Genomic DNA, 26,565 nt, shown 5'->3' with positions numbered 1-26,565 from the left:
AATAAATTGCAACCACCATCTTTAATATCGGAGAAACATCATGTCTGACAACTCGAACACAGTATCAACTTCTTTAGATAACCAATCACATCACTATTATGATGTATTACGACAGCAGATAAATGACAGTCTTAAAAAGGCAGAAACACAAAAAAATAAGCTTAAAACTATTGAGCGTCGCTACAGTTTAATTAACATTTGTCTTGGTGCATTAGCAACATTCATTACTGGACAATCTGCTGTTTCCAACTATCCTTTGATTGGCAACTGGAGAATAAATACAACAGTTGCTTCTGTGTTAACGCTTGGTGTAACCATTGTGGGTAGTATGCAAAAACAACTTGCTGCTCCTGATTTACTAAGTGAGGCAAGCGAATGTGTTGCTAAACTTAAGGCGCTAAAAGTTGAGACCATTATATCAACTTATGATACAGAGCAAGTCAGTGAAGAATACCAGCAAATCCTCTCTGATTTTTCAAAGATTGACTGTTAAACGTAAAAGAAGTTATTTAATGATTTCTTACCTTTCTATTTCTACTGAAAATTCTCAACACGTTGTCTAAATTATCAAGGAAAATGTAATGCGTCAATATGACTATATTGTAATTGGTGCAGGTTCAGCAGGTTGTGTTGTTGCCAATCGTCTGACTGAAGACAGTAAAACGACCGTGTTATTACTCGAAGCGGGCAACCCAGATACCAAACCAGAGATTCCTATCCCTGTAGAGTTTCCTAAACTATTTAACTCAGAGGTAGACTGGGCATATTTTACCGAACCAGAGCCATACTTAAATGGGCGTAAAATCTATTGTCCACGCGGTAAAGTCCTTGGTGGTAGCAGTTCGATCAATGTCATGATTTATATGCGAGGCAACCGTCACGATTACGATCGCTGGCAGGAATTAGGTAATCCTGGTTGGAGCTACCAAGATGTATTACCTTACTTCAAAAAATTTGAAAACCAGCAGCGTGGAGCATCGCAATTTCATGCTGTCGATGGTCTGCTGAGTGTAAGTGATCCAATTACACCCAACCCAATATCACAATACTTTCTTGAAGCAGCCACAGCAATGGGCTATAAGCTTAATCCTGATTTCAACGGTGCAAATCAAGAAGGTGCGGGGCTTTACCAGTTGACTGTCAAAGATGGTAAGCGGCACAGCACGGCAGCAGCATTCCTACTGCCAATTATAAATCGTCCGAATTTGACGATTACTACAGGAGCGTCAGTCACCCGTTTACTGTTTGAAGGGACGCGCACGGTTGGAGTGGAATATCTGCACGATGGAAAAATACACCAATCTTTTGTCAACCAGGAAGTAATTCTTTCTGCTGGCGTGTTCGATTCGCCTAAACTGCTGATGCTTTCTGGAATTGGTTCAGCAGAACACTTACAGACATTAGGAATTCCTGCGATCGTTGATTTACCGGGTGTCGGGCAGAATCTCCAAGATCATGTATATGTGCAAGTGGGTTATCAAGCCACTCAGGAGTTGCAACCTGCCGCCACCAGTAATATCGCAGAAGCTGGTTTATTCGTGCATACCGAAGCTAATACAGATATTACACCAGATTTACAGCTTTCCTGCGGCCCAGTTTTGTGGATGCAACTTGAGTCTCCTCGCTCTAGTTGGGGATTCACCTTTGCAGTGGGTACAACACATTGTTACAGCCGTGGTAGTGTCAGCTTGCGTTCTTCTGACCCCAAAAATCCACCGTTAATCCGCATGAACTATCTCCAGAATGAAAAAGATATGCAAGTTCTTGTGGAAGGAATTAAAGTCTCCCGTCAACTTGCTTATTCAGGAGCATTTGATAAATTATTAAGCGAAGAAGTCGCTCCTGGTAATGACGTAGTAAGTGACGAAGCAATTCGAGCTTACATCCTTAAAAGTTGCGAGACTGCACATCATCCTGTCGGAACTTGTAAAATGGGCGTTGATAAAGGCGCAGTTGTAGACCCCGAACTACGAGTACATGGTGTTGAAGGTTTACGTGTTGTAGATGCTTCAATTATGCCAAGTATTATTACGGGAAACACTAATGCACCCACAATCATGATTGGCGAAAAGGCAGCCGATTTGATTAAAGCCACCAAGCTAACTCCACTTCTTGCTGTGGAGTTAGTAAAACTTTCATAATATTTAAACTCATCTTTCAAATATTTTGAGTGTAACGCTTTCAATCTCTTGTATATTTTAGTTCTTCAAATAGAGTAATTTAATGATTCATCACCTTTCTATTTCTGCTGAAAACCCTCAGCACGTTGCCCAAGTTCTCGCTGAAATCTTGCAAGGACAAGCGACACCCCATCCTTTTAGCCCAGACGGTCATATCGTTTTTCCTTTTGATGAATATGGTACAGAAATTGAAGTTTATCCTTTGGTAACTGAAATAACACCAGGTGAAAGTCAGGAAAAACGAGCATATATACAAAATCCAACTGCTTCTAAGTTTACAGGTACCCATGTGATGATCTCTGTACCTGCCAGCGTCGAACAAATTGAGCAAATTGCCCAACGTGAAGATTGGCTGCTGCAACACGCTAGCTTCGGCTTTGATTTCATTTTGTTCTGGGTGGAAAACAGATTGTTGATAGAGTTACTAACCCCAGAAATGACCACTCAATACTTAGCGTTTATGCAACGAGAAAATTTGAGAAAATATTTCGTTTTCCCTGACAGTCACAATTAACCTACAGATTGATAAATAGTGCATCTTGATTCGATAGCTAACAAACATAACGAACACTATTTTCAGACGAGCTTTGGAAACGCTATACCCGGATTTCTCACTTTTGAGAAATCCGGGGTTTTAGTTCATACGCTTAGTGCAACTAAGTTTCAAAAATTGCTTTCCAATATCGGAAAACAATTTTCCTACCTTTACGATGTGTACTTAATTCAATTCATATATTCTCATAGTGTAGAGAGGAATCAGAACCATCAAATGAGAATTTGATGAACACATACTTTTTAAAAGAGAAACATATATGAAGAAATTTGTTGTTTCTACGGCTATGGGAATCGCCATCATAGCGGCAATCTTTCCTAAAACAGCCCAAGCCCATGTTGGGTGGAAGCACACTTACTACAGTGGGAATTACTCTGTAACTTTAAATGAGTATTCCTTAAATGAATATTCTTACAGTGCTAGTAGTATTAATCGCAACTTAGTTCTTAGGAATGGCAGTTCACGTAATAGTGGAAGCTCTTGGATTTATAGTTTCAACAACAGCAAGACAACGTATGAAATAGAAGATACCTGGAGCCGTAAAACTGCTTACCTTAGTGTTATTGAAGATGGGCAGCTTGTTTGGAAGCAGAATTGCTCAAAATCAAGTAAGTTTTAAATGACACACGAAGTAGTGATTTATAAACAATCACACTCATAAATTCACTTTCCAAAATTGGAAAAATAAGTTCCAGCCTTGACGATGTAAATCTACTCAAATCTATTTATTCTAAAAGTATGCAATTAAACCAAACATCTAATACCTAGATGTAGCTGAGATTTAAGTCACTATCTTAACTGCTGAGTTGATTCCTGCCTGAAAATATTTTGTGTACAAACTGAAGTTTCATCAACAAAACCATACTCAATATATCTAAATTTATGACTTGTAAAATCGGTAGCTCATACAAAATCAAAGCAGGTGATACGCTTTTTCTCATTGCCGAACGGGAGTTAGGTGATGGCGATCGCTGGCGTGAAATCTTGAATCCTAATGGTATTCCCTTCACGGAAAAGGAAGCAGAGAATTTGCAAACGGGTCAGGAAATCTGCATTCCTAATGGCTCTTTACCACCGACGGGTGAGTGGCAATCAAAGCGCGTCTTCTTTGGCAGTAATGGTAAACTAACTTACACCTCGGATAAAGAGCAAAACCGGATTCCAGACTATAGCTATGCAGGTTATCGTTATGGTGAAATTGAATTGCCCAACGTTCCTGAAGTTTTGAGCATCTCACCGATTGCGGGTGATAATACTGCACACATTCAAAAAGCACTGGATGCGGTGTCGACGCGCCAACCTGATGGTAATGGATTTCGTGGTGCTTTGGTACTAAAGCCGGGAGTTTACGAACTTCGCAGTACAATTCAAATTAAAGCGAGTGGGGTTGTATTGCGTGGTTCTGGTGATGGGAGCGATCGCACTAAAGATACAATTTTAGTTGCCAAGGTAGTTGACAAGCCTATCGTCGAAGGGAAACAAGACAGACCGTCTGATAAGTCAGTAGTAATTTTGGGTACGAATAATCCAGCGCCTTGGAAATCAGGAGACGAAACCAAGATTACAGATGATTTTGTTCAAGTTGGTTCGCTGGGCTTCAATGTCGAAAATGCTTCACTATTTAAAGCTGGCGATGCCATTATCATTAAGCATCCCTCTACGCAGAAGTGGATTGATGCGCTTGACGGTGGTGGTGTGGGCGAGGTTGACGATCCTGACAAAAACCCCTGGAAACCGGGTAAAATAAACATTGTGTATTATCGACGGGTCGATCGCGTGGAAGGAAACAAGATTATCCTTGACGCACCGATTTACAATCATCTCGATCGCAAGTTGTCACAATCTACCGTCTGCAAGATTAAAAGCAGTGAAGTCTTGACAAATGTGGGGCTTGAGAACCTACGCATCGAAATTGATAAAGGCGGCGAAGACGAGAAATTTCTGTGGAGTGCTGTTAGCGTTATCGGTGCAGAAGATGCCTGGGTGCGTAATCTCACCGCCCTGCACTTTGGATTCTCTGGTGTGTACACAGAAGGAGCATTGAGGGTAACGGTGACAGATGTCAAGGCGTTCGACCCAATTGCCATTCGCACGGGCGGACGTATGTACAATTTCAACACCGAAAAGCACAGTCAACTTATCTTATTCCAGAACTGTGAGGCGACGAACGGCCGCCATAACTTTATTTCTAACGGTACGAGTAGCGCTTCTGGAATTGTCTTCCACAAATGCAAGTCGAAAGGCTTAGGCTCTAACTCCGCAGATAATTCCGACAGTGAAGGACATCGACTTTGGACTCAAGCCATGCTCTTCGATAGTATCGACGAGAACAGTCTTAATACTGGAAGCATCGCTCTGATTAATCGCGGTAATTTCGGCAGTGGTCACGGTTGGTCGGCAGCACACTCCACTATTTGGAACTACAACGGCACAATAATTGTGCAAAAACCACCAACGGCGCAGAACTACGCGGTGTCTTCAACAGGTAAGGTGCAGAAAAAGTTTAAATTCTCAGGTGTTATTGGAAACGTGGAAGGCGAAGGCGAAAAGGGCAAGCTTTCTCCAGCGTCTCTCTACGAAGCGCAACTCAAAGAAAGGCTCCAGCACTAGCGAAGACTCAATCCGTAATCCGTAATTCGTAATTTGTAATTACCTTTTGGCATGGGTTTAGACATTTCCAATAGGTGGTTTATTTACGCCATACTGTAACGCCGATAAAGTTTGCAACTAGTTTAGTTGTACCAAAAATATCCACAAAAATAGAACTAAGTTGAGGTAATTTATGTCTTGTAAAATCGGTAGTTCCTACACTATAAAAGCTAATGACACGCTCTTTGAAATTGCAACACGAGAATTAGGAGATGGCGATCGCTGGCGTGAAATCTTGAATCCTAATGGTATTCCCTTCACCGAAAAAGAAGCTGAGAATTTACAAACGGGTCAGGAAATCTGCTTGCCTAAAATTGACGAACCCCCCACGCAAGAAGTACCTGGCGTTAAGTTCTTTCCGCCTGGCACGCTAAACCAGCTGAACACCCTGACTGGTTTGGATGCACAGCAACTCACAAACATTCTTGGCATGATTAATGGGCCCGAACAAGCCAATAGCAAGTGGTGGCAGACAGTCGATGAAGAAATTATCTACGGTTATGCAGAGGACATTGAAGACGGTCGCGGTGTCACCATCGGCATCTATGGTGCCACGACAGGCAAGGACTACAATGACGCAGACATTATCTGGAAGAATTACGGTCAGGACTATAGCAATCTCCCTGTGGACGAAATCATCGAAAAAGTCCACGCGATCGCCAACGACCAGAAATGGTGGAAGGCTCAGTGGGATGCCTACATCTCCACGTACTGGCAGCCGACGCTGAAACTGCTCAAGTCAAAGAATTACATGAAAGCGCTGACGATTGGCGTACTCATAGATACAGCTATGAACGCTGGTATAGAAGACGACAATTCTGAGAATTGGGGCGTTGAACACCTGTTCACAGAGGCGAGCGACGACACAAACAATGAGGAAGATTTCGTGGATAGGTTCATGGAATTACGTCTCCAGTTCCCCACGCGCGATAGCGGCGACATGGAAGAGCGAATCGGTGCTTGGCAAAAGTTGTTGCGCGATCACAAGTGGGATATGCGTGTAGACTTGAAAAATTACGTCTATATCCCGCAGTGAATTGCAAAAATAAGTGCATACAAAAACGTTTTTTGCATCAAGATAAAACCATACCTGATGTGTAACCTATCTGACCGTTTAATTTATCAACTTACTTGAATAAGGAAAATAATCTCATGACCGCATCAACACAAGAATCAAAAGATAAAGAGCTTCAGGCTTTTTATAACAGCCAATACGATTATTGGGATGCCCGGATATTAGCAGATTACTGGGGACAGCCGGAAGAAGATGCAAAGGCTGTAATTGGTAGAAAAATTCTCTGGGGTAAAAAAGATGTTGCTATTCTTGAGCAGTTTCTTGTAGATGCTAGGGTAAAAGCTCTAGAGTCAGCACAACCAGCACCAAATCCAAGTTCTTACAAACTATTTATAGAGTCAGAATTTAGAGAATATGAAGATATAGAAGCGTTAGCAAAATTTTGGGGAGATCCATCACCTATGGATACAAAACTACGTATTGAGCGCAACTTAATTTTGGGTAATGATGAACTGCTTAAAAAAGCACTACGATATGCTAAATCGTAATTTTTAGAAGTGCTTCCGTCTGTATAATTGATACTTGCTTAGACATCCTCAACTTTGCGATCGCTCCAACAGGCGATCGCACAAATTATCTGAAATAACTAAACCTCAGCCATCAATACTACCATGCTCAAACTATTGCCCAAATTTTCAATTGCGATCGTCCCTCCAGGATGGGCGTTTTGTGTCAGCGCCATTACAACTGCTGCTCTTACCACTGCTGTAATCGCAACAAGTCAAGCCCAAAACTCTACTGTTAGCTATGATTTCACAATCAATGTGACCAAAGGATCGCTAGCAGGCAAATCGTTCAATGGCAGCTTCAGCTACGACAACTCGACCTTGAAAGGCATTGGAATTGAAGAGTTGGGAGTTACTCAAGGATTAAAGACTTGTTTTAACTATCTTGGACGTAATTATAGCGAGAGTAACGATCGCGACTATCCTACGTTCCCGAAACTGGTTTTTGAAAATGGCAAAATCAAACAACTAGACTTTTGGGTACAGCCAGAAAAGCGTGTTGTCTGGTGGAATTTACCGGGATGGGAAGTTAAGTATTCCCAGCGTCAAGCTTCTGCCCCTACTGTTCAAGATTGCCAAAAACGCTAAAGCGATCGCTGTATCAGTCAAAAAAGTTGCAGAAATAAATTAAGAGTAGAGTATCTGCAACTCTCACAAAAATCTTTATTATCTTACCAATAATTGCCAGCAAATATGTATGCAATGAAGAGATAAAACTCTAAAATTGCAATCATCTCTATATATATCAAGCAAATTCAAAATTCAGCGCCCGCCGCTAGCTCAAGTCGGTGCAGGGTGAATATAATTACAAAACACAGTTATGTCTTTTTTAAATTGGAAAATCGGCTTCGAGATAGAGCTGATGTCACCTAGAGGACGCAGCAGGCAGGACTTAGCAGAGTTAATCGCCCAACAATATGATGCAAAAGTGCGTCGTGTTTTTCATCCCCAGTCTGAACTAAGTCAGGTTCCTGGAACTCCCTTATTTCAAAATCTTACTTTGGGATTTGAGGTGCTTGATAAACACGAATGTTTGATTGCTCGATGTGTAGATGACCTAACCCTTCTTGAGAACCTAGACAAAACTGCAAAACCTAAGCCAGGATGGTATCGCATTGTCAGTGATGATAGCAGACTGCTGCAACTAGTAGAAAGCCAAGCTGATGCTGCTGATTCGATCGCCGATGTTCTCAAGCCGATTGCTAGTTTATTTTCTACCCATCTGGAGGAGGGGCCAAGCGGAATGGTACGTATTGCCGATCGCACAGGCAATCCAATTGCGATCGCTGCACCACTACCGGGTGAGAGAGAACGTCCTTGTGAGTTAATTACTCCACCTATTGAAACTAATCATAGCGATCGCTTAGAGATACTTTTGTCGGCAGCGCGTTCTATTGGTTTTACAATTCCGGTTGAGGGTGCAACCCACTTGCACTTTGATGCTACACCTTTATGCTCTGCTAGAGTTTTTGCTAATCTGGTGAATCTTTTATGGACACATGGTGAAAATTTAAAACGATTGGTGGGGACTAATCCCAATTGCAGGCGTTTGGGAATGTGGGATGAAGAGTTGTTGGTATTAGTCAATCAATCGGATTTTTGCCAACTGTCTTGGTCTGATGCTAAAACACGCCTTGCAAAACTTGAACTCACAAAATACTGTGACTTTAACATCAAAAATCTAATTCACACTATTCCTAGCAAATTTACTTTTGAAGCACGCATTTTCCCTTCCTGGATATACGCACAACCTATTATCGAAGTGGCGGCTTTGATGGAAGCAATCTTACGTTATGCAATAGAAGCATCTCAGATATCACCTACTGCATCTTTGGAATGGAAATCAGAATCTGTGCAGGAGTTTCTCAAAGCACTACCACTAGATGAAAATTATTGCTCAATTTGGTTGTCTCGTGTTACTAAGGTGATTTCTGATAAAAAAAATACCTATGTTGACGAGTTTCGACTTACCTCGGCTCCGCTCGACACGAGTCACTCAACTCTCGACCACTCAGTTGGTTGAGCGAACTTGTACTGAGCGCAGTCGAAGTAGTCCAAACCAACGGCTATGGTAAATTTATTACTATAATTCACCTAAGTACTCCCAGAGGAGAGATAGAAATACTTTTTTATTAGTTAAATTCCCGGCTAGCGAATCAAGCTTTGCAACTAGATGAATCAAGTTACCTTATTCGTTCATTCTCAATTTTCAAATTAAAAACTGTTCGTTTATTTCATAACTAACTATGATGCGTTTAATCAAATTTCTAACATTTATCTTACTCGGTTTACTCTCAACCACAATTTTCAATTTCAGCAATGCCGTAATTGCTGCACCTAAAGTTTCTCAAGGCAACAGGCTGACTTTTGTGGCTACTAAGCAAGGTCCGAAGTATGAAAGTAATATTTACACTATTCAAACTAACGGTTCAGCCCGCCGCCAGCTTACTAAAAATTTGAATATTTATCCCACAATAGTTTGGTTAAACAATGGTAAAAGGCTAGCTTTCTTCAATGATGCGTATGATGTTTACACAATGAATGCAGATGGTTCCAAACTAACTAAAATATTCTCTGGAGCTGGCTGCAAAGCTGATGACATTGAAATTAAGTGGTTATTAAATGGGCAAAAACTTGCCATTCAAGAGTCTTGTGATGGTAGTACTCTTGAGGCTACAGGTAGCGTATCTCTTTATTTAAGTGATACAACTGGTACACAAGGAACTAAACTGATTCAAAGATGGGAGGCAGGGGGTATTCCGCCAAAAACAGAAATCTCATCTTCTTTATATCTGTCACCTAATGGACAACAGGTAGTATTCTTCAAAGATAAAAGTATCTGGCAAATGAATACAGATGGCTCTAATTTGACAGAGTTAACTAACGCTCCAGAAGATGATTATTCTAGCCAAGTAATTTGGTCGCCTGATGGAACCCAGATTGCAATTTCATCAGGAAAAGGCGATAATCAACCGATTTATCTACTCAATGTCAAGAACAAAACACTGATAAATCTATCCGATGAACCTCAAAAGACAGCTGATTCTGGCATCATATCATGGTCATCTGATGGAACTAAACTTGCTTACTATCATAACCAAGGTAGAGATTATTCTGGGAAGGAATTAGATATTTTTGTACTTGATATCAACAAAAAAACTGCCAAAAAATTGACTTCCAAGCCAGGTGAATATAGTGGATTACAGTGGTCTCCAGATAGTAAGCTGATTGCTTTTACAAGCGGAGATTATTCTCAGAAAAAACTTTATACAATTAGTATCGATCGACTCAAACTTACTCAGTTAGCTTCGCAATTACCACCATCTGAAATTGACAGTTTCAATTGGTCGTTAGATGGGAAAAATATTTCTTTTATTAAGACAGAAAAAACGAAGAAAAAACCAGATGGTCAAAGTGTTTTGTATGTGAGCAATCGGGACGGTTCAAAATTGGCTAAATTGTCCAAATCTGATGATTCGTATATTTCCGGTCAGACTTGGCAACCGTAATTTACTATATCAGTCCTATTTGATTGCGTGAAAATCAGTGAGCTTTAGCTCCCCGACTTCTTTAAAAAGTCGGGGAGCTAACTTTTCACGAATTATCCTACATTCAAGGGTTTAATACCTTTATGTCTACATGCAGAATATTTTTAGTCGGGGTTTAAATCTCCGACTGAAAATGTCTTGAATTTGGAATCGCTAATTACGACTACTAGCGTGTCTAGTCTAAATTGTTGCAAAAAAATTGTAGGTTTAGTTGAGGAACGTAGACGCTCGAAGGGCGGCTTCCCGTAGGGTAACCCAACACATCGATAGATGTTAGTTTCGCGTTGTTCAAACTAACCTACACTATTGAAATATTTTAGCCTGGTCACGCCATTACTATATTTTCCAAAATTGGAAAAGATTTTTCCTCAAATGACCTAGCATCCAAACTTTAACAAAATTATTGTAGTTATATCAGGAATAACTTAATGCACATCAAAGAGGGATGTGAAACATTATTAATACTTTTATGTTAGACAGATAACGAACGATTCCTCTTAAATATGACCTAGATTTGAAAGTAAATCTTACTATAAATTTGTGCAAATATATCTTATGAAACACTCACTAATTGCCTTAATTTCTCTGCTTGTACTGCCGCTATTCTCTTGTCAACTAACGTTATCACCATCTGATGCAGTAGATGCTGGGAAAAAACAATCAACTCAAACGGTGAAAAAAGAATCCTCAATTGCATTTACTGCGTGGGGATATCAGGATAACAAAGTTAAAGCGAATATATTTACAGTCAAAAGAGACGGTAGCGATCGCCGCGAACTCACTTCTACCCTAAATATTATCGCTGCTGAAAGTAGTATCACTGAGCCAATTTGGTCGCCGAATGGACAGAGGCTTGCGTTTGTTCAGTTGAGCGCCAATGGAGCATATATTGTTTATGCCGTAAACGCTGATGGATCTAAACTAACCAAGCTATTTTCAGATGACAAGTGTTCGCCAAGCTCAACTCGGTTTAATGGGGTTTGGTCTTCAAATAGTCAAAATCTAGTGTTTGAGAGAACGTGTCCTTCTTACGATCCTAAAACCGAGTACAGAAGCCCAACCGAGCTTTATGTGAGTAATACAATACACTCTGGGCAAACTCGACTTATTCGACGTTGGAGTCAATCAGGAGTAGATATCATTGAAAAAAATCGCCAAACTGGACTCATTCAACGTCAGATTCAATCAGGCATTAAATCCAATATTGCCATATCACCTGACGGAAAACAGATTGTCTTTTTGGAAGATCAAATTGCCTATCGAATGAACACGGATGGGACTAAGTTAACCCAATTGCCAGCGCTTCCAGATTCTAATGTGACCCGTTCTACCTTTGCTTGGTCACCAGATAGCACCCACATCGCTCGCATAGATCAGTATTTAGAGAAGCCTGACGAGCAACAAGTTTACTTGCTAGATGCAGATGGAAGGCTTCTCAATCAAGCCAAAAACCGTGGAAGCTCGGGAAATCCTTGGGTACTGTGGTCGCCAGACAGTACTCGCCTAGCTTATTATCAACAGGAATCTCCAAATGCGCCTTTTACTGAAGGCAACATCTATTTACTTCACATCAAGGGAGGTAAATCAAAAAATCTCACTCAACAACAAGATATTTATTCTGGTTTCTCTTGGTCGCCAGATAGTCAGCAGATTGCATTGGTGAAAACCAAACAGGGTGTAAAGCTTGACCTGATCAATGTTGACGGTTCAGGCTTGAGTAATCTAACTCCTCGATTTTCAGCCATTTTCAATCCAATGTGGTCTGCCGATAGTCAGCAAATTGCTTTTACTGGTTCTGAACAGTCGCCTTCACCTAAGAAAAATGGCCCAGCATTCAATCTATATGTCATGAATCGAGATGGTTCAGGACTGAAACAATTGAGTGATGACCGTGATTTGAGTGTGACTAATTTCGTGTGGCAACCATAATTGCGATCGCTAATAATCACTGGCAAGGAGTATAAAAATGAACGTAAAAACTATTGGTATTATCGGCTCCGGAGTCGCTGGGTTGACAACTGCTAAATCTCTACAAAATGCTGGGTTTACTTGCGAAATTTTTGAGAAAAGCCAAAAATTGGGTGGCGTGTGGACAGTTGGATATCACAATTTTGGGTTACAAGAACCTTCTAAGCTTTATGAATTTCCTGATTATCCCATGCCAGAAAGCTATCCGCAATTGCCATCGGGAGAGCAAATTCGCTCCTATCTAGAAGATTACGCGCACCATTTCCAACTTTTTGACAAAATTCATTTCAACTGCATCGTCAACCAGCTTGAACCAACACCTGAAAATCGCTGGATTCTTCACTACACAAACCGAGAAACTGGACAAACAACTCAAAAAAAGTTTGATTTTATTGTTGTCTCAACTGGGCTTTATTCTAATCCCTATGTTCCTAAGATTCCTGAACGAGAAGTTTTTTCTGGTAAGGTTTTACATTCCTCAGAATATAAATCCCCTGACTTGATTAAGAATCGCAAAGTTACTGTTGTTGGATTTGGCAAGAGTGCCTTAGACATTGCTACAGATGCCACACAATGGGCAGACAATGTAACTTTAGTTTTCAAAAATGCCTATTGGCCTGTCCCTTTACGAATATTAGGATTAATTGATTTTAGAATTATTTTATTAAATCGTTTAGTTGGTGGATTTTTACCTCTATATCAACGTCCTGATAAATGGGAAGAAAATCTGCATAAGTACTTTCCGTGGCTGGTTTGGGTATTTTGGCGATTTGTAGAAATTATATTGCGACTGCAATATCGAATGAAGGAATGCAATACTATCCCATCTCATCCAATTGAGCAAGGTGTGTTTGCTCAAGGTTTTATCCCACGAGATGAAACATATAAAATGATGCGCCAAGGTAAAATCCAAGTACAACGCACAACCATTGAACAGTTTACGCCTGATGGTTTAGTTTTAGGAAACGGGCTTCACCTTGATAGCGATGTTGTTATCTTTGCCACAGGCTGGAAATCCAATAACAGCTTTTTACCAACAGCGTTTCAATCTACAGTAGAAGACGATGGTGTTTATCTTTACCGTCATATTATTCACCCCGATTTACCTTCTTTGGCGTTTATAGGTTGGGCTTCAACATTTGCCAATTCGCTCACAACATATTTAGAGGTTATTTGGCTAACTCACTTGTTAAAGGGCAAGATTAAACTGCCTGAACGTGAGGTGATGTTGCAAGAAATTTCACAAATGAAACGCTGGAAACGCAGTTTTATTCCGCCTATCTCTGGACGCGGTTCGCTGCTGCAAGCACATCTGTGGCACTACCATGATGAATTGCTGCGCGATCTCTCGATTAATCCATACCGCAAACACAATATTATTGCTGAGTGGCTGCAAGATTATCGACCTACTGATTATCGTAATATTTAAGAAGCGATCGCTTCATCAATTTAGCCAAAAGCAATATTAATTATGCAAACCTGCAATCAAATTATATCGCTCTCACGTAGGGGAAAATAATTATTTTGGATACTTATAAGACTTACGCAAAAACTCTCTAAAACTCTTATTCCTTTGCGTTCTTTGCGTCTTTGCGGTTCGTTTTTTCATGATTTTGCGTAAGTTCTGAATTAATGAAATTTTGAATTTTAGTATTTGCATTGCTGTATTATCCAAATTAATGTATGGACTTGCAATGCGATCACATGAAGGCGAAATTTTGTGAAAAGGCTTTAGTTATATGAACGAGTTCCCAAGAAAGCTATTCAAAACTTCAGATGATGCAACATTGAGCTACATCAGCACGGGTAGGGGAAAATCTATTGTCCTAATTCATGGCTGGTCGCAATCAGCTGAACAATTTAAATATCAAATTTCTGCCTTTGGGGAACGGTATCATGTCATAGCTATTGATTTGAGAGGACATGGTAAGTCTGAGAAAGTAACTTACGGTTATCGATTATCTCGATTATCTAAAGATATCCAAGAATTGATCGATTTTCTGCAATTAGAAAAACCTCACCTGCTGGGTCATTCTATGGGGTGTGCCGTTATTTGGAGTTATATCGATCTATTTGGGACAGATGGAATTGACCGATTAGTATTTGTCGATCAATCTCCGTTATATACCTCTCGCCCACATTGGGACTCTCAAGAAATGGAGGACGCTGGCGCAATTGTTACAGCCGAGCAACTAAATGAAGCGGTGCGTGGTCTAGAAAGTTCCTCAGCCGAAGAAGTTACCCGAAACACCCTGGCATCGATGGTGACTTCTACAATGCCAAAAGAACAATTTGAGTGGATGGTACAATGCAATCTTCAGCTTCCGCGAAGGCTTGCTGCAACTTTGCTATACAACCAGTTTCACACAGATTGGCGAGATCAAATTGTCAAAATTCGTCAGCCAACTCTGATTATTGGTGGCAGAAAAAGTATTATTCCTTGGAAATCACAAGTCTGGATCAATAAAAGTATTCCTAACTCAGAGTTGGAAATCTTTGAAGAAGCTGAAGGCGGAGGACATTTTATGTTCGTTGAAAATCCGGAAAAGTTTAACCAACGAGTCTTGCAATTCCTCAAGTAACCATATACGGATTTAACCAAATAGAATTAGCCCTTTCAAGGTGATGAACGAAGATGGGTTGTTTCAGTGCTACCATTTTGAATCCTCCGCCCAGATTTTGGAATTTTTAAAGGTTAAAATCACTAATTTTCGCTGCTATTTTACGTCCTTGACAGGGCTTGTCCTATAATTTTTTCCGAAATTGGAAAGCAGCTTTCCTAAAATGACATAGCAACCCTCGCTTAACAAAAGTATTGTGATTATCAAAGAACACATTTTATTGAATGTGTTGCATAGACTTTAAGTTACTACCTTAAGAAGTCTATATATTTCCTTCGGGAAAAGTTGACAACAGTTTTTCAATCGGGCGAAACACGAAACCTAACGCCAAGATTTCCTAAATACCAATTACTTCAAAACTAGGACAGCAAAATTATGGTCAAAATTATAGGCACTGATGGAAACGACACTTTGATCGGAACTCCTGGAAATGACAGATTTATCGGCAGTGCAGGTAATGATATTATTACTGGTGGAGATGGTAAGGATATTATTGACTACAGTAGTTTAGGACAAGCTGTAATAATTAGACCAAGGGTTATCCAAAAAGGTGCGATTGGAACTGACACGTTTGGAGACTTCATTGAAACCGTCATTGGTGCTAACGGACAGGCTAACAGCATTGATGCTACATCCGATCGGACAGATGTATCAATAGTAGCGGATTTATCCAAAGAAAGACTAGAAATCAGACCTGTAGGTTTACCACCAGTAATAGTCAAGGTGAAAAATTTTGTCAATGTAATTGGTACAAATCAAAATGATGTTATTACAGGCGATGCTCAGGATAATGAATTAGTTGGCAGTGGTGGCAATGACATAATTAGAGGAAGCTCAGGTAATGATACCTTAAATGGTGGAAGTGGAAGTGATATAGCTGATTACAGCAAATTAGGTCAAGGCATTACTGTCATTGCTAATGGCTTAATTACTGCAACTGTCAAAAAAGGTGGTGGTTTCGGTACAGATACACTTATCAATGTAGACGGAGCTGTTGCTGATGCTAATGCAGTAAATAATACATTAGATTATTCTCAATCAACATCAAGTGTATTGATTAACCTTGACCTTCAAAATGGAAGTATAACTGTTAGTAATATTCCTGGTGGGGGTACGATTACTGCACAAGTCTTGAATTTTGATAATGTCAAGGGTAAAACTTCAGATGATATTCTTAGTGGCGATAAACAAAATAACTTGTTATTTGGTAATGATGGTGATGACATAATTTCTGGTAGGGGTGGCAATGACATACTTGCTGGTGAAAGGGGCAACGATACTCTTACAGGTGGATTCGGTGCGGATAAATTTGTTTTCACTAGCGTACTAGATGGTGTTGACATTATTAAAGACTTCAAGGCTGTTGAAGGTGACAAAATTCAGGTTTCTCAAGTAGGGTTTAGTGCTATAGGAATCAAGGACTTCAGTTACGATTCCTTAAGTGGTTCTTTGTTTTTCCAAGAATCTAGATTTGCCATTATTGAAAATAAGCCTAATGGTTTCCAAACTAATCTAGATATTCAACTGGTATGAACGATAGCAATCCTATTTGACTTGTGAAATCAGGCATAGAAACAGGCAATAGGTAATAGATTTTTTCACGAATCTTTTAGGATTGCTATAGCATATACACAGACGGAGTTTATAATCCTCCGTCTTTATTTTTAAAATATTAATAATTTGTTAATTTGATACTTTATTTACTAAAATTTTCCACTTGCCTAAATACAAAAGTCGTTGCCACCAAATACTTCCTATAGGCCAAGTCAACTCACAGATAGTGCCTTGTGGAGAGTGAGGAAATCGTCGAAACTTGCCTCTTAATTGTCGAGCTAACTCTTGAGCTTGTTCTGTTCCTTGTCCGCCACGTTGATAGTTTTTAGATATATTTGCAAATCCATTATCAATTATTTGCAGACAATAATCTTTTGACGATCGCGTACAAATTACATCAAGACGAGTAGCTCCTTGGGAATGTTTGCCGACATTACATAAAGCTTCTTGCAAAAAAAGGTACAAGCCTCGCTTTTGATTTGCATTTAAGTTGCATTCTTCTAATGGTTCAAAATTAGGAGGAATAAAACTTTGGATTGTCATAAATCCTTGAAAGTTTCTTCTTAAGGTAATGTCGTAGACATAATAAAGCATCTCAGCAATTGGAGTTTGCAAATCGAGAACTTCATTTCCATCTAAATAAACACTATCATTGCGACTGAGCATCTCTTGACTGAGATATTCCGGAATAGTCCGTAACTCTCGATTTAGTTGTTCAAGTTGCGATCGCAATTCTTCAGGCTCTATTTCTTCTTCCCCTAGACTCCTTAATATTACAGCTAGGCTTTGCAAAGGCCCATTATGAATTGCTTCAAAAGAGCGCTTCAGAGTTAAACTGCGCTGTTCGAGTAGCGCTCTTAAATCTCGGTCAAAAAAAAATGTCGTTAATCCTGCACTCGTAAGAGCTAATAGAGTTGGTACTAAAGGAATCCACCAACCTAAAACAAGACCAAAATAACAAATTCCAACAAGGGCGATACTGGTTAAACCAAGACTTAACAATGTCTTTGCCGGAGATTGAAGGATTAAACCAACAATTATGCCGAGTAAACCCCAAGTTAAAATCCATAAATATTCCCAAATTTCTGACCATACTTTTAACAGTGGCCTTTTTTCTAAAACATGACTAATAATCTGGCTCGTAGCATTTGCATGAACTTCTACACCATAAATCCATTGGTATTGATCGGAAGACTGATCGATATCTAAAGCCGTGCTATAGAGTGTATTTTTGACTGCGGAGGTGATAAAGCTATCTTTAACGCTGGGGGCAGTCATGCCAATAATAACCACGCGATCGCGAATCCAATTAGGATCGATTTTATGATTGAGGATATCTCTAAGAGATACAGTACGAAAAGGTTGAGGATGAGAGCGAAAGTTCAGTAGCACTTGAAAGCCATTGGCATCAGTTCTTACATATCCGCCAGAATTGGGGAGAAACCGGACTAGCCGACTCGAACCGAACCTGATGGGGTCTTTAGAACGACTACCATGAGTAAATTTTATTCCTTGTTCGCGCAAATAGAATTGTGCTAAACGCAGAGATAAGGAGTATTTCAGTTCTCCGGTGTGAGTTTTACTGGCGATTAAGCTACGTCGCAGCTTTCCATCTGGGTCTACTATTATATCTGCAAAGCCGATTCGTTCAGGAGCTAACCCAGGCGGTGGTTTAACATTAAAAGATTGTTTTTGATTTAATGCTACTTCAACTCCGATGAGATTTGGATTTTCTCTCCAGACAGATGCAAGCTCGGCATCAGCCGAATTACCTTTATCTTTAAACAGGTCGAGACCGATGACTCTCGGTTTGTAGCTATTTAAAATGCTCAACATTTTGGCGATTTCTTTATCTGGTATGGGAAACCTGCCTACATAGTTAATATCGTCTTCATCAATACCTACAATTACCACCCGCGAATCGACGGCTTCATTAGGTCGCAAACGTAGCAATTGATCGAAAGCAAGCCACTCTTGTGATTGTAATAATCCGATTGAGCGAACAAGTATAATTAATCCGACAACTGAAAATCCTGGCAGCACTACTTCTCGCCAAAGTTTCAGTTCTTGATGAACTTTTTTCCATAAATTGTTTTTAGTTGAAAGTGCGAATTTCATCAGTTGATTAATCCGATTTTTCTAGCTGCAATTTCAATTTGAATTCTCAATTCTTTACCGGGTTCGTCATACACGCCTAAAGAATCTTGCAGTCTAATCCAGTAGTTGCGTATAGTGCGATCGCTCAAGTTCATTTTTTGCGCGATCGCTTTATCTGTTAAACCTTCTTCATATTTCAGTGTCAATACCTCAATCCATTTTCGGTCAAATTCTGGACGCGATCGCAATTCTGAAGATAAATAAATAGAGCCGCGTAATGACAAGTCAACGAACTTTAACATTTCGCGGATTGGTAAAGATTTATCCATAGCGGCAAAGCCACCTTCATAAGCATTAATTATCGGTTTGAGACGCACTAACGGTTTAATATTGGTACTCAGCACCACTAAATTAGGGGCGAGAGTGCTTGACATCAAAGTTTTGATCAGTTGTATCCCAACCTCAACCTGAGCTTGAGCTTGAGCTTGAGGCTTTTCTGGCAGACATAAATCAACAATTAGCAAGTCTGGGTGGTAACGTTCAAATTGCTGATATGCAGTTTGAGCATCACCAGCTGCGAAGATTTCTGCTTCTGGGTATTTCTCTTTGAGCGCTGGGATTGTACCTTGAAGAATTGCTTCATGGTCGTCAACGACTAAAAATTTTTGCAAAGTTTGCTTTGGCTCTTGGTTCATAACTGGTTTACTTTTTAATATATTATTTGTTTAACCTACCAAAACTACGGGATGTCTAACTTTTTGTAGCTAGAAATTAACTTGCTATTTAAGTAAAACTTATCGTTAAAGACTAGGATACAAATAATTAACTGGCTGCGTGTTGCACTTTGAGGAATTTAGTTTTCCAAAATAGGAAAATCAGCACCTTGTGAAGGAAAATGATAACTTGTCAAGCTTGATGAGGTAGGATGGTCAGTGGTTGGGAGGAGTCTATAAGTTTTGTGAAAACTAAATTAAGGTATTATCAAAACTGGGAATCGCTACTATTTGGCTCTGGAGCAATAACTGTAACAGGATGCTGGGCGATCACAACTTTTGCCATGATTAACCCTGTCCGTGCCCAAATTGTTCCTGATAATACACTTGAAGTCAATTCCAGCGTCGCCCCAAGATGCACAGCTTGTACGATTGAAGGTGGAACAGTTCGAGGAACCAACCTCTTCCACAGCTTTAGCGAGTTTTCCGTACTGACAGGTGGAGAAGCATTTTTTAACAATGCCACATCGATTCAGAACATTTTTACCCGCATTACAGGAACATCAATCTCCAACATCGATGGTTTGATGCGGGCAAATGGAACAGCGAATCTATTTTTCATAAATCCGAATGGCATTATTTTTGGGAAAAATGCCCGTCTGGATATTGGAGGCTCGTTTGTAGCTTCTACAGCTAGTAGTATATTGTTTGCCGATGGTACAGTTTTTAATACTAAGCCTGATACCTTTACTACTCCCCTGCTGACCGTCAGCGTGCCGATTGGTTTACAATTTAACGGTACAGCAGGTGATATTGTTGTGCAAGCAGGGAATCAACCTCCCGCTTTAGAGAACCAATTTACTGAAGTCGGCGATGCGGGTCAGCTGCTTGATACTGCTCAGAGTGTTAACAGCCCAAATTCTGGAGCAACCTATAATGCAATCTCCGGCAATTTAGATAATGAAAATGATGTGGATCTCTACCAACTCTTCTTACCGGGAGGACAAGCATTCACGGCGAGTACAGTTGGTGGGACTGATGTAGATACCCAGCTGTTCTTGTTCGATAGCAATGGCTTGGGTCTGTTTACTAATGATGACAGTGTTGGGCGGCAATCCACTATCCCCTTGCAACCTTTCAGTTTCACTCCAGGAATCTCTGGCATCTATTATCTAGGTATCTCCAGCTACGATAATAAACCACGCAGTTCGCAAGGTAACATTTTTCCAGCTTGGACTGAGCTGATAGCACCAGGCAGAGGATTACCTCTTAGAGGGTGGGATGCCAATTCTGGCACAGACAATGGTACTTATACGATCGCCTTCAATCCTCAACCCTATAGCTCAATTCCTCTAAGTCAAAGTCTACAAGTTCAACCAGGGAGAACCTTAGCGCTATTAGGCGGTAATGTCAGGCTTGAGGGGGGAAAACTGCAAGCACCAGGAGGACGAGTAGAACTGGCTGGAGTGGCTGGCTTGGGAGTAGTGGGACTGACGCAGCAAGGGCAGGAATTGCGATTGAGCGTTCCCCAAGGGCTGTTAAAAGCAGACGTATCTCTCACGGATAATAGTAGCGTGAATGTAAGTGCAGGCGGTGGTGGGAGCATCGCCATCAATGCTCAAAATATAAACCTTTTACAAGGAAGTATTCTTTCGGGAGGGATTAACTCAGGTTTAGGTTCAGTAGGTACTCAAGCAGGAGATATTACCTTCAATGCCACAAAAGCGATCGCCATTATTAGTAGCAACATTGCGACCACAGTGCAAGCTTTGGCAGTAGGCAATGCAGGCAACATTGCAATGAAAGCAGATTCCATCAGTATAGCTGGGAGAGGGAGTAATATCTTTAGTTATACAAGCCCCGCAAATCAGCCTGTAGTAGGCAATGCGGGAGACATTACAATGACCGCAAACTCCATTAGCATGGATGATGCAGCTTACATAAATAGCAGTACTTATGGTCAAGGAAATGCCGGAGATGTGACTCTGACAGTTAGAGATCGGCTTTCCCTAGCTGGGGCCGATCCGGATGGGTCTTATGGCAGTTCGATTCTAAGCAAGGCGGATGGATCAGCAGTCGGTGATGCAGGCAACATTACGATTACAGCAGGCTCTATGACTATGAATGATGGGGCTTTGCTAGGTAGTAGTGTTACTGGTATCGGAGGAGAAGGAAATAGTGGAAACATAACCCTGACTGTCACCGATGGACTCTCTCTCGCTACCGGAAATGCGTCATTCGGTAGTATTATTTCCAACTTTCTAGGTGGTTTATCTAAAGGAAGTGTAGGAGACATTACAATAACAGCAAGTTCCATTACTTTGGACGATTCAATTATAGATAACAGAACCACTGGCATAGGGCATGGAGGGAATGTGAACCTGACAGCTCGCTCCATTGCTCTCAACAATGGGTCTTCAATCGAAAGTAGTACTTACGGTGACGGAAATGCAGGTAAATTGAACCTGACGGTTACTGATACGCTCTCCCTTGCCGGACGCGATCGTTATGGAAAAGCCAGTAGTATCGAGGCTACTGTTAACGAGGGAGCAGAGGGAAATGGAGGTAAGATCGCGATAAAAGCGGATTCTTTATCCTTAATGGATGGCGCTCAGTTGGCTTCTGATAGCCAGGGACTAGGAGTAGCAGGCGATATCGAAGTGCAAGCTCGCTCTATTACCTTAGACACTGCTGCACAAATAAATGCTGAAACAGCATCTGGTCGCGGCGGAAATATCATCCTATCAAATTTGGATTTATTGATGTTACGAAAAGGCAGCTTCATCTCCACTACAGCTGGTACTTTTCAGGGCGACGATCTTAATTTATCAGATTTAGATTTATTGCTGCGTCCTCGGAATTTCATCTCCACTACACCTAGTACTGCACAATTTGGAGGGGATGGCGGCAATATTACCATTGACGCAGACTTTATTGTTGCTGTCCCTAAGGAAAATAGCGACATCAGAGCCAATGCTTTCAGCGATCGGGGCGGCAATATCCGCATTACCAGCCAGGGCCTGTTCGGCATTGAGCCTCGTTCAAAGAATACTCAACTTAGTGACATCACTGCCAGTTCTCAATTGGGCGTGGATGGCCTAGTGCAACTCAACACACCTGATGTTAAACCCTCTCAAGGCTTAACTGCTCTGCCCACAAATGTCATCGATACTTCACAACTGATTGCCAATAGTTGCATTGCCCGAAGTAAACGGCCAAAAGGAAAATTCATCATTACGGGGAACGGGGGCTTACCAGTGATGCCAGATGACCCCGCAGTTGCATCCTATCAGACTTATCAGATACCGACTGTCACCAGCGCAAGTATCTCAACGCCACAAGAGAACACAGCGACTAACAACAAGCATGAACTACTTACACCCACGCCACTGATTGAAGCTCAAGGATGGATGTATGGAGCTAAGGGTGAGATAATTCTCACTGCGTCTGCACTGACTGTTGCTCCTGGTGGTTCTTGGCCACAGATACCTACTTGTTCGGGTTCATAAATTAGTGCTACTAATTTACAAAAATTGCGGCTCTCCTAGACTAGTTATAGAAAATTAATACTTGATCTCAGGTTAAGTCCTTACATAGTAGGGGATTCAAGAATCAAAAAGCATATTTTTATTAAATCTTTGATTCTATTTTAGCGAAACTTAGTTATATCAGGTATTTGAGGTTTTTTTTAGTATTAATTTATCAAACGAAGTCTAGGAGAGCCAAAATTGCTTTCCACAATTGGAAAAACAATTTCCTGTCTTGACGATGTGTGCGGAATTGATTTCATCTATTCTATAAAGAGTCCGAGAAAAGCATACCTAGTAAACCGATTTTGCATTTAATTTATCTATTTGCAATCTTGTTACAAGAATAGAAATACAATTTTTAACCTGAAATTTCTATTTTTCAATAAAATTACTTCCAAATTTGTTTATTTAAAATATTCAAAAATTAGGAAATAGTTTTAAGTATATCAATTTTTACTAGATACTTTGATATCTTGGGCGGCGGTTAAAATACAATCTAAATTTATAGGTAATTCCAAAATGAAAGGTCAACAAAAATCTGGCTCTTTACTAATCTGTAAACCTTCTCATAACCAAGTCAACAATAGACATACTCAATTAGAGAAATTATTAGATGACTCTAATATAAATAAGTCTACAAACTCTCAATTTCAGAATTATTTGTTTTATCTGCATCAAAAATATCAGTCTTTAAAAGAGGGTCTACTTGCAGACTACATACCAGAACTCAAAAAAGCAAACCCAGAGTGGTTTGGTATTTCTATAGTTACTACAGATGGTCAAATTTATCAGATAGGAGACTACCAACAGACATTTACTATCCAATCCATCTCCAAACCGTTTGTTTACGGTATGGCATTGGAGAATTATGGACGGGAAGTTGTGTTAAATAAAGTGGGCGTAGAACCAACAGGACAAGCTTTTAACTCAATTGATCTAGATCAAAAAAACAATCGTCCTTATAATCCGATGGTAAATGCAGGCGCGATCGCTACTACTAATTTACTTACGGTTGAGGGTGCTAGTGAAAGACTTGAACAAATACTGAAAATGTTCAGTCGCTACACCGGACGGGAACATAATGTAGATTGGTCTGTATTTTTGTCAGAAAAAGCAACTGGGAGTAAAAATAAAGCACTTGCTTACTTAATGCATAATTCTGGCATGATTAGTGACAATATTGAAGAAACTTTAGATTTATATTTTCAGCAATGTTCCATTTCAGTTAGCTGTCATGATTTGGCAATGATGGGAGCAACTCTAGCAAATAAAGGAGTCAATCCAATCACAGGAGAACAGGCACTAAACAAGTATTACGTGCAAGATGTACTTAGCGTGATGCATAGCTGTGGAATGTACGATTTTGCAGGAGAATGGGCTTATCGGGTTGGACTTCCTGCCAAAAGTGGGGTCAGTGGAGGTCTAGTTATGGCCATACCTGGAAAGTGTGGAATTGGTATTTTCTCACCCCTGCTTGATGCCAAAGGCAATAGTGTACGTGCAATCAAAGTTTGTGAACAGCTTACTAGAGACTTAGGACTACATTTGTATAATGCTGTAGAACCTATTCGTAATTTTGCATTTTAAATGTAGCAGTCTTGTTGATATGCTTATTACTAGCTTTGCATCTACTGTTAATCCTTATAGCTCTTGGTCAAAACCCCCAATTTATTTTGGTTTATAAATTAGTTAATTAATTTTTAAAAATTTATTTTCCAAAATTGGAAAGTAGTTTTCCTTAAAAAACGTCGCATTCATAGCAAGAGCAAAAGTATTCTAATTATATCAGTCAGGGCTTATTCCACATAATCAAAGTTATGTCAATGCCTAAGCACTATGCTGGTTATACTTTACAAAGCAATCGCTTATGAAAGGTTTGAAAAATAAGTTTTGGCAATGGGGACTTCTGCTAGCAAGCAGTTGCTGCCTACTCAATGTCGGTTTCGCACAAGCAGTTCCAGAAGTCTTAGTACCGCCATCATCCTTCAAGGGTTTTAACGGCCTTAATTTTGACGCAGCAGGACAACTGTATGTGACAAGCATCATTGAGCAAACCGTGTATCGAGTTAATGTGATAACGGGAGAGTACGAAACCTTCATCAATCGTCCTGAGGGTCAGGCTGACGATTTCTTCTTTAAGCCAGACGGCCAAATTTTCTACACGGCTACAATCGAAGGTGAAGTTAGAAGCTTTAACCCTAGGACGGGGAATTTTAAGACCATTGTTTCAGGTATACCAGGTGTTAATCCGATTATACAAAATGAGCAGAGCGGTCGCGTCTTTGTTGCTCAAGCTTTAAATCCTGCGTTAAAAGGACTTTATGAAATTGACTTAAACGGACTAACTCCCCCACGTTTGATTCTCAATCAACCAGGGTTAAATGCTTTTGACTTTGGCCCTGATAAATTGTTGTACAGCCCCCTCCAGTTTACAGGGGAAATCGCAAAAATTAATGTTGATACTGGTGTAATACAAAAGGTTGCATCAGGCTTAAAAACTCCAGTTGCTGTTAAATTTAATTCTAAAGGTGAGCTGTTTGCGGTAGATATCGCACGGGGTGAAATCCTGAAGATAAACACGACAACAGGTCAGAGTGAGTTAATTGTTAAGTTACAACCAGGACTGGATAATATTGCTTTTGGCCTCAACGATTTGCTCTATGTGACTAACAATGTAGATACTGGAATCACTGAAGTCAATACACAAACCCGCGTTGTCCGAAAAGTTATTCAAAGTGGGGGGCTGACAGCGCCAGGGGGAATTGCTGTCCACAATGATAATCTCTATGTTGCTGATGCCACGTCCTATCGAATTCTCGATAGAAGAACCGGACGCATACAAAAGACATTCGGTGGCTATGCGGCTGGTATTCCATTTCCCACGGCTGTTTCTGTTAATGATGCTCACGCGATTATCAGTAGTTGGTTTGCTAATGCTGTGCATCGACTAGACCGGAACACGGGAGATGTACTCAACACCTACACAGGCTTCGCTGCACCCTACGATGCCGTTGAGCTTTCAGATGGCAGTATTTTGGTAGCTGATTGTGCTTTAAATCAGATTACTCAAATCCTCGACAAATCTGGCAGCAATCGGCGTATAGTTGCAGGTGGTTTATCTTGTCCAACTGGTCTGGCTCTAATAGATGACTCTACTGTCTTAGTTACAGAGTATCTGGGCAATAAACTTTCGCGAATCAACCTTAAAACTGGAGAGCGTCAAGTGATTGCTTCAAATTTATCCTCTCCAGAGGGCGTTGCTTACCATCCTCACAGAATTGCAGTAGTTGCTGACACTGGGACACAAAGTCTTAAAGCTATTCATGTTGACACTGGTAGAAGTGTGATTTTGAAGAAGAATTTACCAATCGGCTTTGAGGGCTTCCCCAGTGGACCAAAACCTTTTATTTTCACAGGAGTTGCGATCGCAAAGGATACGGTCTATATCACTGGAGATGTTGACAATTCCATTCGTACATTTAAGCTCCCTAATTAAAATCATTTTTGCAGTTGTAGGGGCTTTATTGCAATCCTCCTAAATCTCTACCACTGATTAAAGCTCAAGGATGGA

Annotated in this window: 19 protein-coding genes; 17 read left to right on the top strand and 2 right to left on the bottom strand. The window is 40.4% G+C overall.

Annotated features, from left to right (window positions below; translation table 11 throughout):
* The first annotated feature begins 40 nt into the window (after nucleotides 1–40).
* The 14 genes from IQ274_RS28785 (at nucleotide 41) to IQ274_RS28720 (ending at nucleotide 16,633) form a co-directional block, all read left to right on the top strand.
* Nucleotides 41–493 (top strand): hypothetical protein, encoded by a 453-nt coding sequence (locus IQ274_RS28785; RefSeq protein ID WP_194144256.1) that lies wholly within the window; start codon nucleotides 41–43, stop codon nucleotides 491–493.
* Nucleotides 494–581: 88 nt separating this feature from the next.
* Nucleotides 582–2,141, top strand: coding sequence for a GMC family oxidoreductase (locus IQ274_RS28780; protein ID WP_194144255.1), 1,560 nt, complete (start codon nucleotides 582–584; stop codon nucleotides 2,139–2,141).
* Nucleotides 2,142–2,223: 82 nt separating this feature from the next.
* Nucleotides 2,224–2,694: a hypothetical protein gene (locus IQ274_RS28775; protein WP_194144254.1), complete on the top strand. Its 471-nt coding sequence runs from the start codon at nucleotides 2,224–2,226 to the stop codon at nucleotides 2,692–2,694.
* Nucleotides 2,695–2,992: 298 nt separating this feature from the next.
* A complete protein-coding gene (locus IQ274_RS28770) occupies nucleotides 2,993–3,352 on the top strand; it encodes a hypothetical protein (RefSeq protein ID WP_194144253.1) in 360 nt (119 codons plus the stop codon).
* A 263-nt stretch (nucleotides 3,353–3,615) separates the two neighbouring features.
* Entirely contained in the window at nucleotides 3,616–5,343 is a 1,728-nt protein-coding gene (locus IQ274_RS28765; protein WP_194144252.1) for a LysM peptidoglycan-binding domain-containing protein, read from the top strand.
* Between the two features lie 172 nt (nucleotides 5,344–5,515).
* Nucleotides 5,516–6,418, top strand: coding sequence for a LysM peptidoglycan-binding domain-containing protein (locus tag IQ274_RS28760; protein WP_194144251.1), 903 nt, complete (start codon nucleotides 5,516–5,518; stop codon nucleotides 6,416–6,418).
* 116 nt (nucleotides 6,419–6,534) lie between these two features.
* Nucleotides 6,535–6,945 (top strand): hypothetical protein, encoded by a 411-nt coding sequence (locus tag IQ274_RS28755; RefSeq protein WP_194144250.1) that lies wholly within the window; start codon nucleotides 6,535–6,537, stop codon nucleotides 6,943–6,945.
* A 123-nt stretch (nucleotides 6,946–7,068) separates the two neighbouring features.
* A complete protein-coding gene (locus tag IQ274_RS28750; RefSeq protein ID WP_194144249.1) occupies nucleotides 7,069–7,551 on the top strand; it encodes a hypothetical protein in 483 nt (160 codons plus the stop codon).
* Between the two features lie 232 nt (nucleotides 7,552–7,783).
* Complete coding sequence (locus IQ274_RS28745) at nucleotides 7,784–8,986, top strand: amidoligase family protein (protein WP_194144248.1); 1,203 nt, start codon at nucleotides 7,784–7,786, stop codon at nucleotides 8,984–8,986.
* Nucleotides 8,987–9,209: 223 nt separating this feature from the next.
* Complete coding sequence (locus IQ274_RS28740) at nucleotides 9,210–10,472, top strand: PD40 domain-containing protein (RefSeq protein WP_194144247.1); 1,263 nt, start codon at nucleotides 9,210–9,212, stop codon at nucleotides 10,470–10,472.
* 594 nt (nucleotides 10,473–11,066) lie between these two features.
* On the top strand, nucleotides 11,067–12,440 hold the full coding sequence (locus IQ274_RS28735) for a PD40 domain-containing protein (protein WP_194144246.1): 1,374 nt from the start codon (nucleotides 11,067–11,069) through the stop codon (nucleotides 12,438–12,440).
* A gap of 37 nt (nucleotides 12,441–12,477) precedes the next feature.
* Nucleotides 12,478–13,908 (top strand): flavin-containing monooxygenase, encoded by a 1,431-nt coding sequence (locus tag IQ274_RS28730; RefSeq protein WP_194144245.1) that lies wholly within the window; start codon nucleotides 12,478–12,480, stop codon nucleotides 13,906–13,908.
* Nucleotides 13,909–14,218: 310 nt separating this feature from the next.
* On the top strand, nucleotides 14,219–15,061 hold the full coding sequence (locus IQ274_RS28725; protein WP_194144244.1) for an alpha/beta fold hydrolase: 843 nt from the start codon (nucleotides 14,219–14,221) through the stop codon (nucleotides 15,059–15,061).
* Nucleotides 15,062–15,475: 414 nt separating this feature from the next.
* Nucleotides 15,476–16,633: a calcium-binding protein gene (locus tag IQ274_RS28720; protein WP_194144243.1), complete on the top strand. Its 1,158-nt coding sequence runs from the start codon at nucleotides 15,476–15,478 to the stop codon at nucleotides 16,631–16,633.
* 150 nt (nucleotides 16,634–16,783) lie between these two features.
* On the opposite strand, the gene IQ274_RS28715 is transcribed toward IQ274_RS28720, so the two are convergent.
* Nucleotides 16,784–18,772: a CHASE2 domain-containing protein gene (locus IQ274_RS28715; protein WP_194144242.1), complete on the bottom strand. Its 1,989-nt coding sequence runs from the start codon at nucleotides 18,770–18,772 to the stop codon at nucleotides 16,784–16,786.
* Nucleotides 18,772–19,446, bottom strand: a complete 675-nt coding sequence (locus IQ274_RS28710; RefSeq protein WP_194144241.1) for a response regulator — start codon at nucleotides 19,444–19,446, stop codon at nucleotides 18,772–18,774. The genes IQ274_RS28715 and IQ274_RS28710 overlap by 1 nt, the downstream gene beginning before the upstream one ends.
* A 263-nt stretch (nucleotides 19,447–19,709) precedes the next feature.
* Here IQ274_RS28710 and IQ274_RS28705 point away from each other — a divergent pair, with 263 nt between their 5' ends.
* From IQ274_RS28705 to IQ274_RS28695, 3 genes are all read left to right on the top strand, one after another.
* Nucleotides 19,710–22,973, top strand: a complete 3,264-nt coding sequence (locus IQ274_RS28705) for a filamentous hemagglutinin N-terminal domain-containing protein (RefSeq protein ID WP_194144240.1) — start codon at nucleotides 19,710–19,712, stop codon at nucleotides 22,971–22,973.
* Nucleotides 22,974–23,513: 540 nt separating this feature from the next.
* Nucleotides 23,514–24,581 (top strand): glutaminase A, encoded by a 1,068-nt coding sequence (gene glsA / locus IQ274_RS28700; RefSeq protein ID WP_194144239.1) that lies wholly within the window; start codon nucleotides 23,514–23,516, stop codon nucleotides 24,579–24,581.
* 280 nt (nucleotides 24,582–24,861) lie between these two features.
* Nucleotides 24,862–26,490, top strand: coding sequence for a hypothetical protein (locus IQ274_RS28695; RefSeq protein WP_194144238.1), 1,629 nt, complete (start codon nucleotides 24,862–24,864; stop codon nucleotides 26,488–26,490).
* Nucleotides 26,491–26,565: the final 75 nt, after the last annotated feature.

Source organism: Nostoc sp. LEGE 12447, assembly GCF_015206985.1.
In the GTDB taxonomy this organism is placed as follows: Bacteria; Cyanobacteriota; Cyanobacteriia; order Cyanobacteriales; family Nostocaceae; genus Nostoc.
This window is presented reverse-complemented; position numbering and strand designations above follow the sequence as displayed.

Bases quoted from the DNA above. Each gene is read 5' to 3' on its own strand.
- IQ274_RS28785 (WP_194144256.1), top strand. From the start codon at position 41: ATGTCTGACAACTCGAACACAGTATCAACTTCTTTAGATAACCAATCA.
- IQ274_RS28780 (WP_194144255.1), top strand. From the start codon at position 582: ATGCGTCAATATGACTATATTGTAATTGGTGCAGGTTCAGCAGGTTGT.
- IQ274_RS28775 (WP_194144254.1), top strand. From the start codon at position 2,224: ATGATTCATCACCTTTCTATTTCTGCTGAAAACCCTCAGCACGTTGCC.
- IQ274_RS28770 (WP_194144253.1), top strand. From the start codon at position 2,993: ATGAAGAAATTTGTTGTTTCTACGGCTATGGGAATCGCCATCATAGCG.
- IQ274_RS28765 (WP_194144252.1), top strand. From the start codon at position 3,616: ATGACTTGTAAAATCGGTAGCTCATACAAAATCAAAGCAGGTGATACG.
- IQ274_RS28760 (WP_194144251.1), top strand. From the start codon at position 5,516: ATGTCTTGTAAAATCGGTAGTTCCTACACTATAAAAGCTAATGACACG.
- IQ274_RS28755 (WP_194144250.1), top strand. From the start codon at position 6,535: ATGACCGCATCAACACAAGAATCAAAAGATAAAGAGCTTCAGGCTTTT.
- IQ274_RS28750 (WP_194144249.1), top strand. From the start codon at position 7,069: ATGCTCAAACTATTGCCCAAATTTTCAATTGCGATCGTCCCTCCAGGA.
- IQ274_RS28745 (WP_194144248.1), top strand. From the start codon at position 7,784: ATGTCTTTTTTAAATTGGAAAATCGGCTTCGAGATAGAGCTGATGTCA.
- IQ274_RS28740 (WP_194144247.1), top strand. From the start codon at position 9,210: ATGATGCGTTTAATCAAATTTCTAACATTTATCTTACTCGGTTTACTC.
- IQ274_RS28735 (WP_194144246.1), top strand. From the start codon at position 11,067: ATGAAACACTCACTAATTGCCTTAATTTCTCTGCTTGTACTGCCGCTA.
- IQ274_RS28730 (WP_194144245.1), top strand. From the start codon at position 12,478: ATGAACGTAAAAACTATTGGTATTATCGGCTCCGGAGTCGCTGGGTTG.
- IQ274_RS28725 (WP_194144244.1), top strand. From the start codon at position 14,219: ATGAACGAGTTCCCAAGAAAGCTATTCAAAACTTCAGATGATGCAACA.
- IQ274_RS28720 (WP_194144243.1), top strand. From the start codon at position 15,476: ATGGTCAAAATTATAGGCACTGATGGAAACGACACTTTGATCGGAACT.
- IQ274_RS28715 (WP_194144242.1), bottom strand. From the start codon at position 18,772: ATGAAATTCGCACTTTCAACTAAAAACAATTTATGGAAAAAAGTTCAT.
- IQ274_RS28710 (WP_194144241.1), bottom strand. From the start codon at position 19,446: ATGAACCAAGAGCCAAAGCAAACTTTGCAAAAATTTTTAGTCGTTGAC.
- glsA (WP_194144239.1), top strand. From the start codon at position 23,514: ATGAAAGGTCAACAAAAATCTGGCTCTTTACTAATCTGTAAACCTTCT.
- IQ274_RS28695 (WP_194144238.1), top strand. From the start codon at position 24,862: ATGAAAGGTTTGAAAAATAAGTTTTGGCAATGGGGACTTCTGCTAGCA.